Here is a 12,741-nt window from a genome sequence, read left to right on the forward strand (position 1 = left end):
ATCAGGGCCAAAAGAAAAAACCGTGGGCTGACCCACGGTTTTGCATAACGACGGCATGCTGCTTGGCAGCGCCACGCCGGTTACTGCTTGGCAATCTCCTCGTCGCGCAGCACGCGGCGCAGGATCTTGCCCACATTGGTCTTGGGAAGTTCGTCACGAAATTCTACCAGTTTCGGGACCTTATAGGCAGTCAGATGTTTGCGGCAGTGCGCAATAATCTCGTCTTCCAGCAGCTTTGGATCTTTCTTGACCACGAAGATCTTCACCAGCTCGCCAGAGACCTTGTGCGGCACACCGACGGCGGCCACTTCCAGCACTTTCGGGTGGAGCGCCACCACGTCCTCGATCTCGTTCGGATAGACGTTGAAGCCGGAGACCAGGATCATGTCTTTCTTGCGATCGACGATTTTGAAGAAGCCCTGCTCGTCGCACACCGCGATATCGCCGGTACAGAGCCAGCCATCCTGCATCACCTCGGCGGTGGCTTCGGGACGCTGCCAGTAACCGCTCATCACCTGCGGGCCGCGTACCTGCATCTCCCCCGGTTTGCCGAGTTCGTGGATCACCTGACCGTTGTCATCCACCAGCCGGATGTCGGTGGAGCAGACCGGCAGGCCGATGGAACCGTTGTAGTCCACCAGATCGTAGGGGCAGACGCTCACCAGGGGTGAACACTCGGTCAGGCCGTAACCTTCCAGCAGCGGAGTGTCGGTCAACGCCTTCCACTGCTCGGCCACCGCCCGCTGCACCGCCATGCCGCCGCCGATAGTGAGCTTGAGCTTGTCAAAGGGCATGCTCTGGAACTCGCCATTGTTGACCAGCGCGTTGAACAGGGTGTTGACCCCGGTGATGCAGGTGAAGGGGTACTTCTTGATCTCTTTGACAAAGCCCGGGATGTCGCGCGGGTTGCTGATCAGCAGGTTGTAGCCACCCAGACGCATGAACAGCAGGCAGTTCACGGTCAGCGCGAAGACGTGGTAGAGCGGCAGCGCGGTGACCACGAACTCCTTGCCTCGCTCCAGCACAGGGCCATAGACGCCGAGGCACTGCTCCACGTTGGCGATCATGTTGCGGTGGGTCAGCATGGCCCCCTTGGAGAGGCCTGTGGTGCCGCCGGTGTACTGCAGGAAGGCGAGATCGTCGTTGTTGATCTCGGGCTTGATGTACTGCAGATAACGACCCTTGGCCAGCGCCTGACGCATGGTGCTGGCGTGGGGCAGATTGTACTTGGGCACCAGCTTCTTGACGTATTTCACCACGAAGTTGACCAGGGTCCCCTTGGCCAGCCCCAGGTTGTCCCCCATCCGGGTCAAGATCACGTGCTTGACCGGGGTGTCGTAGACCACTTTTTCCAGGGTGTGGGCAAAGTTGGAGACGATGACGATGGCCTTGGCGCCGGAGTCCTTGAGCTGGTGCTCCAGCTCGCGCGGGGTATAGAGCGGGTTGACGTTGACCACTATCATGCCGGCACGCAGGATGCCGAACACGGCGATGGGATACTGCAGCAGGTTGGGCATCATCACGGCGACCCGGTCACCCTGGCTCAGCTTGAGCTCGTTTTGCAGGTAGGCGGCAAAGGCGCGGGACTGCTCCTCGAGACGACGATAGGTAATGGTCTGCCCCATGTTGACGAAGGCAGGCTGGTCGGCAAACTCGTTCACCGACTCTTCAAACATCTCGACCAGGGAGCTGTATTGGTCTGGATTGATCTCGGCGGGTACCCCTTGTGGATAACGCTTCAGCCAGACTTTTTCCACGAACTTCTCCTGCATAACTAGCACCTGTGCGCTCACTGTGTTGCCTCCGTCCCTGTTCACATCCATTTCAAGCAGTTGTTTTAAGCTCATACTCTAATGCCGCCCATATTTACATAGGGCAACATCAATTAACAGCGAATTAACAACAGAAAAATGTGAGGGGGAAGACAAACCTGGAATTATTGAAAGCCGCCGATTCTACCGAATTTGACAAAATTTTTCGATACAAACCGCGGTCTCTGCCGAATTTTCCATATGAAAATGGTGGTTTCCCGCCAAAACGACCCGCTCAATGCGTGTAAAGGTGGCATGACGCTCTCCCCACTGTACCTGCAGGCTGGCAAAACCCTCTGCGCCGGCGATAAACAGCACCGGGCAACGGATGGCCCGGATCAGCGCCTGGGCCTGCCCCTCGCTCATACGCATGGGGGAGAGATCCCGCAGACGGGGATCGCTGCGCCAGTGCCAGCGCCCTGCCCGCTCTTCCAGCTGCCGCTCGCAGATAAGGCGTGCCGCACTCGGGGTGATGTCCGCCACCTTGCAGCGCGCCGCCACCGCTTCGTCGATGGAGGCAAAGCCCTGGGAGGCTCGCTCGCGGGTTCGGCTGCGGTTGAGGATGGCTCGGCGCAGCTGCTCCGGCACGGCGTCGTCCGGTTGGCTGAGGGGCCCGAGCCCCTCCAGCAGAATGAGCCGCTCCACCTGCTCGGGGAAGACCCCGGCATAGGCGGAGGCAATCAGTGCCCCGAGGGAGTGACCCAGCAGCACAAAGCGCGACCAGCCGGCCGCCTGGGTGATCTGATAGAGATCGTCCAGCCAGTCGACAAAGACATAGGGCGTGTTCTTGTGATCCGAGCGACCGTGCCCCGGCAGATCGACACAGACGAGGTGAAAATGAGTCAGATAGGGGGCAAGGGGCACAAAGCTTGCGCTGTTGTCGAGCCAGCCATGCAGGGCAAGCAGCAGCGGTTTGTCCCCATGCTCTCCCTGCGCCGGCGGGCTCTCGAGCAAGGCAACCCGGCGGCCGTCGGCCAGGGTCAGGAAGCGCTCTTGCAGCAAGGTGTTCATGCCCAGCTCCTAGCGGCGCAGCGGCCGTCTCGGCCAGTAGGGATCATAGAAGGGGTCGTAGAAGTAGGGATCCATGTAGCGAACCTCCACCTCCTTGACCGGCGGCCACAGCTTGCTGCCCGTCACCTTGAGCACCGAGAAGCGGTATTTATGCTCGCCAATCTGGCTGTCCACCGGCTGGGCTATGGTGCCGAGCACCGTCAGGCTGCGCCCCTTGGCATAGAGGGTCGGGTCGACAAAACCCTGCATGATGGCCAGAAAACGGCCCGGGCTCTGTTCGGTCTGCTCCGGCACCCCGTTGGACTTGAGCGGCAGATAGACCACCTCGATGACGCTCTGATCCGCCTTGTTGTGTACCGACGAGATGACGCCGCTCCAGCGGGCCGGCTTGCCTTCCAGGCCGGCAAGCGCCGGCTGGTAGGCCACCAGCTGGTTGGCGGGCTCATAGGCCAGCTCTTGCGGGACCGAACTGCAGGCACCGAGCAAGAGCCCTGCGGCCCCCATCACCATTGCACGCTTCAACATGTCACTCTCCTTGGGTCGGGCTGGGCCCGACCTCTCAACCGCCCGCATGGGGCCTGTGTCGACCGGCATGAGCGACAAGTCTGCCACTCCTGCCCTTATTCGCGACCCGGCAGCTTCTTCCAGGTCACCTTGTCACGCAAATATACCGGGGTCGCCTGCTCGACCGCCACCGCCTCGCCGGCCAGCCAGGCGCTACGGGCAAGCGGCAGCATGTCCTCTGCCGCCGGGAAGCGTACATGGCTGGTCACCAGCTCGTCGGCCAGCGCAGCGAGGGTCTCGCCATAGGTCTCAAATCCGGTACCGACGCGGGTAAAGCTGCCCGGCAGCATGCCGCGGGACGCCACCAGTGCGGCGGGGCCGCTCACCACCTCTTCGCCCACCAGCTGGATGCGGCCATCGATGAGCTCATAATGGCCGAAGTAGACCTCGTCCATGCGCGCGTCAATGGCGGTCAACACCCGCTCGGCGCCGTCCAGCCGATGAGCCCCCTGCGCCATGGCGGCCAGGGTGGAGATGCCGATCAGCGGTACACCTGCGCCCAGCGCCAGCCCCTGCGCCACGCCGATGCCGATCCGCACCCCGGTAAAGGAGCCGGGACCGCGGCCAAAGGCGATGGCATCGAGCTCGTCCAAGGTTACCCCGGCCTCGTCCAACACAGCCTGAACCATGGGCAGGATTTTACGGGTGTGATCCCGCGGCGCCTCTTCCCAACGGGAGAATACCTTTTCCCCCACCAGCAAGGCGGCGGAGCAGGCTTCGGTGGCGGTATCTACGGCCAGGATCTTCAACTCGTTCATGCTTTCCAATCTCTATAAAATCAGTCAATTACATAATCTGCAAGCAGGCTCTGCCAGCAGTTTTCACATTCTGGTGCGCGCATTGCGGGCCACCTCGTCCCCTATCGGCAGCGTGGCCGCCTCGCCAGTGCACGGGTGCGCAGCATCTTCGGTAGATTCAGCCCTTGCGATCGAAAAAACCGCCCAGGGTGGCCAGCTCCCGGGTCCGAGGAATGGCAGGCAGGCTCTTGATGAAGGTCGCGCCGTAGGGTTTGTTGACCATGCGGGGATCACAGATGACCAGTACGCCGTGATCACTGCGATCACGAATGAGCCGCCCCACCCCCTGCTTCAAGGCAATCACCGCCTTGGGCAGCTGGATATCGGCGAAGGGATCACCGCCCCTGAGCTTGCAATCATCCACCCGCGCCTTGAGCAGCGGATCGTCGGGGCTGGCAAACGGCAGCTTGTCGATGATAACACAGGAGAGCGCGGCACCACGCACGTCGATCCCCTCCCAGAAGCTGCTGGTCGCCACCAGCACGGCGCGGCCATTCTCGACAAACTCCTTGAGCAGCCGCTGCTTGTTGTCCTCCCCCTGCAGCAACACGGTGCGACCGATCTCCCGGCGCAGCACCTCAGCCACCTGGCGCATCACCTGATGACTGGTACAGAGGAAGAAACAGCCCCCCGGCGTCTTGTTGATAAGCGGGATCATCAGGTTGGCCAGCTGCTCGCCCCGACCAAAGGCATTGGGCTCGGGCAGGAAGCGCGGCACACACAGGCGCGCCTGCTCGCCATAGTCGAACGGGCTGTCGAGGATAAGCTCGGCGCTGCCGGCCAGCCCCAACTCCGCCTTGAAGTGATCAAAGCGCATGTCCACCGTCAGCGTCGCCGAGGTAAACACCCAGGCCACCTCGGGGCGCAGCACCTCGGCGCCAAAGCGCTCGGCCACCGACAGCGGGGTCAGATTGAGGGTGAAATGGAGCCGCGAGCAGTCATACCAGTAGGAGAAACCGGTCTGATTGACCGCCAGCACCTCGCCAAGGCGAGTGCGCAGCTCACTGATGCGCTCGAAACAGTGGTCAAGCTGCTCCCCTCGCCCCAGCGCCAGCTTCAGCACCTCGTAACACAGGCCGAGGGCATCGTTGAGGCGGGCCAGCGCCTGGCCCCAGAGCGGTTGGCGCAACATGTCGCGGGTGTTGCCACGACCGCCGTCCACCCCGAAGGCGAGCCGCAAGTCCTGGCTCGCGATGGCGAGCCTGTCTGCCGCCTTGCCAAGCTGACCCATGTCGTGGGCCTCGGCCCGATAGGCAAGCTGGATATCCTGCGCCAGATCCTGGATGGTGCGGCTGCCCACCGACTTGCCGAAGTAGTTGGTGGCGATCTCGGGCAGCTGGTGCGCTTCGTCAAACACATAGACCTGCGCTTCTGGCACCAGCTCGCCAAATCCGGTGTCCTTGACCGCCATGTCGGCGAAGAAGAGGTGATGGTTGATCACCACCACCTGGGCATCCATGGCGCGGCGGCGGGCCACCACCAGATGGCAGTCGTCGTAATAGGGGCAATCGCGGCCGAGGCAGTTTTCATTGGTGCTGGTGACGTGCGCGAGGATCTCGGCGTTCTCCTGCAGCCCCGGAATATCCCCCACGTCACCGTTGTCGGTGGCGGTGGACCAGGACTTCACCTTGACCAGATCGTTGAGCACTTCGGGCTTTTGCAGGTGGGATTCGCTGAGCAGCCGGTTCATCCGCTCGATGCAAAGATAGTTGCTGCGCCCCTTGAGCAGAGCCACCGGCGGGGTATAGGAGAGTGCGCCGGTGATGGTCGGCAGGTCTCGATAGAAGAGCTGCTCTTGCAGGTTCTTGGAGCCGGTGCTGATCACCACCCGCTTGCCGGATTCCAGCGCCGGCACCAGATAGGCGTAGGTTTTGCCGGTACCTGTGCCCGCCTCCACCAGCAAGCGACCGTGTGACTTGATGGCGTTGGCCACCGCTTCGGCCATCTCCAGTTGCGGGGCGCGGGCGACAAAACCGTCGATATGGCTGGCCAGAGGGCCGTCTGGCTTGAACAGGGTCTGGATGGTCAAAGGGGCGTCCCGCTGCAACAAAAGGGGGCATTATGCCAAAAAGGTGGCAAAAGCGGGACTGACTTCTGCCCCTAGACGAAGAGATCGATCTGGTGATCGGGATCCGGCTTGTGATCGTCCTCTTCAGGCTTTTCCTGATCACGCTTGGCCGAGGGGTAAGGCTGCTGGCGCTGCTGGGAGTCGCCGTTGTCGGTGCTGGTCTTGCGCAACTGATGCTTCTGGCTGATCTGGGTTACTTCCCGCTTGATGTCGTCACTGCTCGGCGCGGCCGGCGCCCTGGGCAGAATGGGGAATAACAGGTCCTGGCTGGGCATGATGTCGCCTCCTCTGGCTCACCTTGTCTAGTTATCGACCATAAAACCGTTTTCTCAACTTTAATCGACCAAATCACATTTTCCGGTTGCTTTTTCCGTCAAGGCAGGTAGTTTAAATCGGGCGTCAACTACGACATCTTATTTGTAAAGGATTGATTACATGCCGTTCACCAGCCTGAAGACTCATCACCACCATCATCATCCCGAATAGTCTTTCAGGAGGTTGACTGCTGGAAGACACTTAACTGGTGACTTCCAAAAGGACCGCAAGATTCATAAACCCTCGGAAGCACCCACTTCCGAGGGTTTTTTCGTTTTTGACTAGAAGGAAATCGAGCAATGGAAACACAACGTCTGCGCATCGCCATGCAAAAATCCGGTCGCCTGAGCCAGGACTCCCAGGCCCTGTTCAAGAGCTGCGGCCTCAAGATCAACCTGCGCGAGCAGCGCCTCATCGCCCATGTCGAGAACATGCCCATCGACATCCTGCGGGTACGCGATGACGACATCCCGGGGCTGGTGATGGAAGGGGTGGTCGACCTTGGCATCATCGGCGAAAACGTGCTGGAAGAGGTGCAGCTCATCCGCGCCTCCCAGGGCCAGCCCTTTGCGGTCAAGACCCTCAAACAGCTCGACTTCGGCGGCTGCCGCCTCTCCCTGGCGGTGCCGGACGACGTCAACTACACCGGGCCAGAGAGCCTCGCCGGCAAGCGCATCGCCACCTCCTACCCTGGGCTGCTCAAGCGCTTCTTCGACGAGAAGGGGCTCGCCTTCAAGAGCGTGATGCTGGGCGGCTCGGTGGAAGTGGCGCCGCGCGCGGGCCTGGCCGATGCCATCTGCGATCTGGTCTCCACCGGTGCCACCCTGGAGGCCAACGGCCTCAAAGAGGTGGAGGTGATCTACCGATCCAAGGCGGTACTGGTGCAGGCGCCCAACCCTTTGTCCGATGCCAAGCAGAAGATCATCGACACCCTGCTGCCCCGCATTCAGGGGATGCAGCAGGCGCGCGAGAGCAAGTACATCATGCTGCACGCCCCCAAGGACAAGCTCGATGCCATCACCGATCTGCTACCGGGGGCCGAACGTCCCACCATCATGCAGCTGGCGGGCGAGACCAATCAGGTGGCGCTGCACGTCGTCTCCAGCGAGACCCTGTTCTGGGAGACCATGGAGCAGCTCAAAGCGCTGGGTGCCAGCTCCATTCTGGTGCTGCCCATCGAGAAGATGATGGAATAAGGAAGGGATATCATGCAGACCCTGATCTGGAAGACCCTCTCCCCCGCCCAGCAGGCCGACGTGCTGACCCGGCCCGCCCTGAGTGACGAAGCCGACATCGGCGCCGTGGTGCGGGAGATCATCGGCTCGGTACGCAGCCGGGGCGATGAGGCCCTGCGCGAGCTGAGCCAGCGCTTCGAACGAGCCCCGCGCCAGCAACTGCAGGTAAACAACGCCGAAATCGAGGCCGCCTGCGAGCGCCTCGATGACGACATCAAGAGCGCCATCGAGGCGGCCATCACCAACATTCGCACCTTCCACGCCGCGCAAGCGCAACCCGTGGTGCAGGTGGAAACCCAGCCCGGGGTGGTGTGCGAGCTGCGCACCCAGCCCATCAGCCGGGTCGGCCTCTACGTGCCGGGTGGCAGCGCGCCGCTCCCCTCCACCGTGATGATGCTGGCCATTCCGGCAGCGATCGCCGGTTGCCGTGAAGTGGTGCTCTGCACCCCATCCCCGGCCAGCGACGAGATCCTGTTTGCCGCTCGCGCCTGCGGGGTCGAGAAGGTGTTCGCCATCGGCGGCGCCCAGGCTATCGCCGCCATGGCTTACGGCACCGAAAGCATCCCCAAGGTGGACAAGATCTTCGGCCCGGGCAACGCCTATGTGACCGAAGCCAAGGGCCAGGTGTCCCGCGACTGGCGCGGCGCCGCCATCGACATGCCGGCCGGCCCCTCCGAGGTGCTGGTGATCGCCGACGAGAGCGCCAACCCGGCCTTTGTGGCGGCAGATCTGCTCTCCCAGGCCGAGCACGGCCCCGACAGCCAGGTGGTGCTGGTGACCACCTCACCGCTGCTGGCCGACGCCATCAACGGCGAGATCAAGCGCCAACTGGCCAAACTGACTCGGCGCGACATCGCTGCCAAGGCGCTGGGTTCAAGCCTGGTGATCCTCTGTGACGATCTGGCCGAGGCCTGCGCCATCTCCAACGCCTACGCGCCGGAGCACCTGATCGTGCAGACCCGCGCTCCCCGTGATCTACTGGACCGGTTTGAAAACGCCGGCTCCATCTTCCTCGGGGCATGGACACCGGAATCGGTCGGCGATTACGCCAGCGGCACCAACCACACTCTGCCCACCTACGGCTATGCCCGCACCTGCTCGAGCCTTGGCCTCGCCGATTATCAGCGCCGCTACACGGTGCAGGAGCTGAGCGAGCGCGGCATTCAGGGCCTTGGCCCCATAGTCGAGCGCATCGCCCAGGCCGAGGGGCTTGATGGTCACAAGAATGCCGTCACCCTGAGGTTGAACGCCCTGGCCGCCGCGTCCCAACAAACAGCACAGCAGAAGGATTTGTCATGAGCATTGCCAATCTGGCGCGCCGCGTGGTGCGGGCCCTCACCCCCTATCAATCCGCCCGCCGTATCGGCGGCAAGGGCCACGTCTGGCTCAACGCCAACGAGGCCCCGCTGGCCTATCCCTTCACCATCGAGGGGAGCCGTCTCAACCGCTACCCCGAGTGCCAACCGGCCGAGGTGGTGAACGGCTATGCCGCCTACGCCGGGGTCAATCCCGATCAGGTGCTGGTTAGCCGCGGTGCCGACGAGGCCATCGAGCTCTTGATCCGCACCTTCTGCGAGGCGGGACAGGATCAGATCCTCATCTGCCCCCCCACCTACGGCATGTACGCCATCAGCGCCGAGACCTGTGGTGTCGGTATCGTCGAACAACCGCTCACCGCCAGCCGCCAGCCGGACTGGCCCGCCATCGCCGATCGCCTCGGCGACGTGAAGCTGGTGTTTCTCTGCTCCCCCAACAACCCCACCGGGGATCTGGTGGGGCGCGACGGGCTCATCGCCCTGCTGGAGAAGGCGCAGGATCGCGCCATCGTGGTGGTGGACGAGGCCTATATCGAGTTCTGCCCCGAGGCTTCCGTGGTGGACCTGCTGGCTCGCTTCCCCAATCTGGTGGTGACCCGCACCCTCTCCAAGGCCTTTGCCCTGGCGGGGATCCGCTGCGGCTTTACGCTGGCAAACCCGGAGGTGATCGCCATGCTGGCCAAGGTGATCGCCCCCTATCCCATTCCCGAGCCTATCGCCCAGATAGCGGCGCAGGCCCTCTCCCCCATGGGGCTCGAGCTGATGCGCGAGCGAGTGGTGGAGCTCAACAGGCAAAAGGCCGCCTTCAAGGCTGAGCTGGCAGGATTTGCCTGCGTGAAGGAAGTGTTCGAGGACAAGGGCAACTTTGTACTGGTGCGCTTTGTGGATGGCGCCGCCGTCTTTGCCGCCATGAAGGCCGCCGGCATCATCTTGCGGGATTTCTCGACCAAGCCGGGCCTGGACAACAGCATTCGCGTCACCATTGGCTATCAGGGCGAGATGGACGCCGTGCTGGCCGTGCTGCGTGACCTGCCCTCTCCCACTTTGTAAGACAAGGATGTAGCGATGAAGACCCCGTTTTTGTTTATCGACCGCGACGGCACCCTGATTGAAGAGCCGGTGACCGACAAGCAGGTGGACAGCCTCGCCAAGCTGCGCTTCGAACCCATGGTGATCCCGGTACTGCGCGAGCTGCAGGCCGCCGGTTACGTGCTGGTGATGGTGACCAACCAGGATGGGCTGGGCACCGCCAGCCTGCCGCTGGAGAACTTCCAGCCGCCCCACGACCTGATGATGCACCTGTTCGAATCGCAAGGAGTGAGCTGGGAAAAGGTGCTGATCTGCCCTCACTTCCCCACCGACGGCTGCAGCTGCCGCAAGCCCCACCTCGGCCTGGTGAAGGAGTATCTCGCCTCGGGTCGCATCGACTTTGCCAACTCCTTCGTGATTGGTGACAGACAGACTGATCTGCAGCTTGCCGAGAACATGGGCATTGGCGGTATTCGCTACCACCCGCAAGATCACGGCTGGCTCGCCATTCGTGATCAGCTGCTCTCCAAAGGACGAGTTGCCGAGGTGGAGCGCTATACCAAGGAGACCCGCATCCAGGTGGCTGTGGATTTAGACAAGAGCGGCGGCAACCAGATTGAAACCGGCATCGGCTTCTTTGATCACATGCTGGATCAGATAGCGACCCACGCCGGTTTCAGGCTCAAGCTCAAGGTCAGCGGCGATCTGCACATCGACGATCACCACACGGTAGAAGATGTCGGCCTAGCCCTCGGTCAGGCCCTGCGCCAGGCTCTTGGCAACAAGCGCGGCATCGGCCGCTTCGGCTTCGTGCTGGCGATGGACGAGGTGCAGGCGGTGATCGATGGCCGCCCGCGTGCGGATGAAGAGACCCCGCTCACCGAGCAGGAGGTAGCCACCGCGCTGGATTTGAGCGGTCGCCCCTACTTCGTGTTCGACTGCCCGAGCGGTTTTGGCCGCGACAACGTGGGCGAGATGGCCACCGAGATGGTGCCCCACTTCTTTCGCTCCCTCTCGGACGCCATGGCCATCACATTGCAGATGAAGGTGGGCAGCGGCAACACCCACCACCAGGTGGAGGCGCTGTTCAAGGGCTTTGGCCGTGCCCTGCGCCAGGCCATTCGGGTGGAAGGGAGCGAGCTGCCCTCCAGCAAGGGGGTGCTGTGATGGAAGTGAACAAGCAGAAGCTGGTCATCATCGACACTGGGTGTGCCAACCTTGCCTCGGTCAGGATGGCGTTCGAGCGCCTCGGCGTGCAACCGCGGGTCTCCCGCGAGGCGGCCGACATCGAAGCGGCCGACAAGCTGATCCTGCCCGGGGTCGGCACCGCCGTGGCCGCCATGAAGAACCTCAACGAGCGCAATCTGGTGCCACTCATTCGCGCCGCCAAACAGCCGCTGCTGGGCTTTTGCCTCGGCATGCAGATGCTGGCGGAGGCCTCCGAAGAGATCATGAGTGAGGGCGAAGACAAGGGCGGGCTTATCGACTGCCTCGGCATAGTCCCGGGCAGGATCAAGCTGATGGAGGTGGGCAACCTGCGCCTGCCTCACATGGGCTGGAATCAGGTGGAGCACGACGAGAGCCACCCGCTGCTCAAGGGCATTCCGAGCGGCAGCTACTTCTACTTCGTCCACTCCTACGCCCTGGAGGTGACCGACGCCACCATCGCCACCTGCGACTACGGCCAGCCGTTTACCGCCATCGTCGGTCGTGACAACTTCTTTGGCGCCCAATTCCACCCGGAGCGCTCCGGCGCGGCCGGTGCCCGCCTACTGCAAAACTTTCTGGAGCTTTAACAAGGATGATTATCCCAGCCATTGATCTGATTAACGGCCAAGTCGTGAGGCTCTATCAGGGCGACTACGGCCAGAAGACCGCCTACAGCGACAGCCCGCAGGCCCGCTTCGATGAATATGTCTCCCAGGGGGCGGTGCAGCTGCACCTGGTGGATCTGGACGGTGCCAAGGATGCCAAGGCGCGCCAGCTCCCCCTCATCGCCCAGCTGCTGTCGGCCACCGAGGCGCCGGTGCAGGTAGGGGGTGGCGTGCGCAGCGAGCAGGATGTGGCGGACCTGCTGGCCGCCGGCGCCAGCCGGGTGGTGATCGGCTCCACCGCCGTCAAATCGCCGGATCTGGTGGCCAGCTGGATGGAGAAATACGGCCCCGAGCGCATCGTGCTGGCGCTGGACGTCAATATCGATGCCCAGGGCAATCGCCATATCGCGGTAGCCGGCTGGCAGGAGAACAGCGGGGTAACCATAGAGGCGTTGATCGAGCGCTTCCTGCCCGCCGGACTCAAACACGTGCTCTGCACCGACATCAGCCGTGACGGCACCCTGGCCGGTACCAACGTCGAGCTCTACCGGGATCTCTGTGCCCGCTACCCGAGCGTCGGTTTCCAGGCCTCCGGCGGCATTGGCGGCATAGAGGATATCGAGGCGCTCAAGGGCTCAGGGGTCAAGGGGATCATCCTCGGTCGCGCCCTGCTGGAGGGCAAGTTCTCGGTGGGGGACGCCATCGCCTGCTGGGGCAGTCACGGCAACGCCGGCTGATCCCGCCACAGCAGACAACCTCCTGACGTTGACTGGTGAAGGCC

The 12,741-nt window shown here is 62.7% G+C and carries 12 protein-coding genes and 1 other annotated feature; of the genes, 6 read left to right on the plus strand and 6 right to left on the minus strand.

The window, feature by feature from the left end; translation table 11 throughout:
• Positions 1–80: 80 nt before the first annotated feature.
• From fadD to G5134_RS13930, 6 genes are all read right to left on the minus strand, one after another.
• Entirely contained in the window at positions 81–1,757 is a 1,677-nt protein-coding gene (fadD, locus tag G5134_RS13905; RefSeq protein WP_082969934.1) for a long-chain-fatty-acid--CoA ligase FadD, read from the minus strand.
• A gap of 198 nt (positions 1,758–1,955) precedes the next feature.
• Entirely contained in the window at positions 1,956–2,822 is an 867-nt protein-coding gene (locus tag G5134_RS13910; RefSeq protein WP_421232060.1) for an alpha/beta fold hydrolase, read from the minus strand.
• Between the two features lie 9 nt (positions 2,823–2,831).
• Positions 2,832–3,347 (minus strand): Slp family lipoprotein, encoded by a 516-nt coding sequence (locus G5134_RS13915; RefSeq protein ID WP_010633940.1) that lies wholly within the window; start codon positions 3,345–3,347, stop codon positions 2,832–2,834.
• A 95-nt stretch (positions 3,348–3,442) separates the two neighbouring features.
• Entirely contained in the window at positions 3,443–4,144 is a 702-nt protein-coding gene (tsaB, locus tag G5134_RS13920) for a tRNA (adenosine(37)-N6)-threonylcarbamoyltransferase complex dimerization subunit type 1 TsaB (RefSeq protein ID WP_411585820.1), read from the minus strand.
• Positions 4,145–4,301: 157 nt separating this feature from the next.
• Positions 4,302–6,212, minus strand: a complete 1,911-nt coding sequence (locus G5134_RS13925) for an ATP-dependent DNA helicase (RefSeq protein WP_017788103.1) — start codon at positions 6,210–6,212, stop codon at positions 4,302–4,304.
• A gap of 71 nt (positions 6,213–6,283) precedes the next feature.
• Positions 6,284–6,526, minus strand: a complete 243-nt coding sequence (locus tag G5134_RS13930; RefSeq protein WP_005301068.1) for a hypothetical protein — start codon at positions 6,524–6,526, stop codon at positions 6,284–6,286.
• Between the two features lie 186 nt (positions 6,527–6,712).
• Positions 6,713–6,837: a sequence feature (His leader region), on the plus strand.
• 28 nt (positions 6,838–6,865) lie between these two features.
• Between G5134_RS13930 and hisG the strand changes: the two genes are divergently transcribed.
• Genes hisG through hisA form a run of 6 tightly spaced genes read left to right on the plus strand, consistent with a single transcriptional unit; the run spans position 6,866 to position 12,697 of the window.
• Complete coding sequence (gene hisG, locus G5134_RS13935; RefSeq protein WP_017764450.1) at positions 6,866–7,762, plus strand: ATP phosphoribosyltransferase; 897 nt, start codon at positions 6,866–6,868, stop codon at positions 7,760–7,762.
• Between the two features lie 12 nt (positions 7,763–7,774).
• Entirely contained in the window at positions 7,775–9,100 is a 1,326-nt protein-coding gene (gene hisD, locus G5134_RS13940; protein ID WP_421232061.1) for a histidinol dehydrogenase, read from the plus strand.
• A complete protein-coding gene (gene hisC, locus G5134_RS13945; protein WP_219325728.1) occupies positions 9,097–10,167 on the plus strand; it encodes a histidinol-phosphate transaminase in 1,071 nt (356 codons plus the stop codon). Before hisD ends, hisC begins: the two co-directional genes overlap by 4 nt.
• Positions 10,168–10,182: 15 nt before the next feature.
• Complete coding sequence (hisB, locus tag G5134_RS13950) at positions 10,183–11,313, plus strand: bifunctional histidinol-phosphatase/imidazoleglycerol-phosphate dehydratase HisB (RefSeq protein WP_201880628.1); 1,131 nt, start codon at positions 10,183–10,185, stop codon at positions 11,311–11,313.
• Entirely contained in the window at positions 11,313–11,942 is a 630-nt protein-coding gene (gene hisH, locus G5134_RS13955) for an imidazole glycerol phosphate synthase subunit HisH (protein WP_206220093.1), read from the plus strand. Before hisB ends, hisH begins: the two co-directional genes overlap by 1 nt.
• Positions 11,943–11,947: 5 nt before the next feature.
• Positions 11,948–12,697, plus strand: coding sequence for a 1-(5-phosphoribosyl)-5-[(5-phosphoribosylamino)methylideneamino]imidazole-4-carboxamide isomerase (hisA, locus tag G5134_RS13960; protein WP_017784288.1), 750 nt, complete (start codon positions 11,948–11,950; stop codon positions 12,695–12,697).
• The last annotated feature ends 44 nt before the right edge of the window (positions 12,698–12,741 follow it).

This window comes from Aeromonas sp. 600276 (assembly GCF_049175815.1).
Classification (GTDB): domain Bacteria; phylum Pseudomonadota; class Gammaproteobacteria; order Enterobacterales; family Aeromonadaceae; genus Aeromonas; species Aeromonas dhakensis.

Bases quoted from the DNA above. Each gene is read 5' to 3' on its own strand.
- G5134_RS13910 (WP_421232060.1), bottom strand. From the start codon at position 2,822: ATGAACACCTTGCTGCAAGAGCGCTTCCTGACCCTGGCCGACGGCCGC.
- G5134_RS13915 (WP_010633940.1), bottom strand. From the start codon at position 3,347: ATGTTGAAGCGTGCAATGGTGATGGGGGCCGCAGGGCTCTTGCTCGGT.
- tsaB (WP_411585820.1), bottom strand. From the start codon at position 4,144: ATGAACGAGTTGAAGATCCTGGCCGTAGATACCGCCACCGAAGCCTGC.
- G5134_RS13930 (WP_005301068.1), bottom strand. From the start codon at position 6,526: ATGCCCAGCCAGGACCTGTTATTCCCCATTCTGCCCAGGGCGCCGGCC.
- hisG (WP_017764450.1), top strand. From the start codon at position 6,866: ATGGAAACACAACGTCTGCGCATCGCCATGCAAAAATCCGGTCGCCTG.
- hisD (WP_421232061.1), top strand. From the start codon at position 7,775: ATGCAGACCCTGATCTGGAAGACCCTCTCCCCCGCCCAGCAGGCCGAC.
- hisC (WP_219325728.1), top strand. From the start codon at position 9,097: ATGAGCATTGCCAATCTGGCGCGCCGCGTGGTGCGGGCCCTCACCCCC.
- hisB (WP_201880628.1), top strand. From the start codon at position 10,183: ATGAAGACCCCGTTTTTGTTTATCGACCGCGACGGCACCCTGATTGAA.
- hisH (WP_206220093.1), top strand. From the start codon at position 11,313: ATGGAAGTGAACAAGCAGAAGCTGGTCATCATCGACACTGGGTGTGCC.
- hisA (WP_017784288.1), top strand. From the start codon at position 11,948: ATGATTATCCCAGCCATTGATCTGATTAACGGCCAAGTCGTGAGGCTC.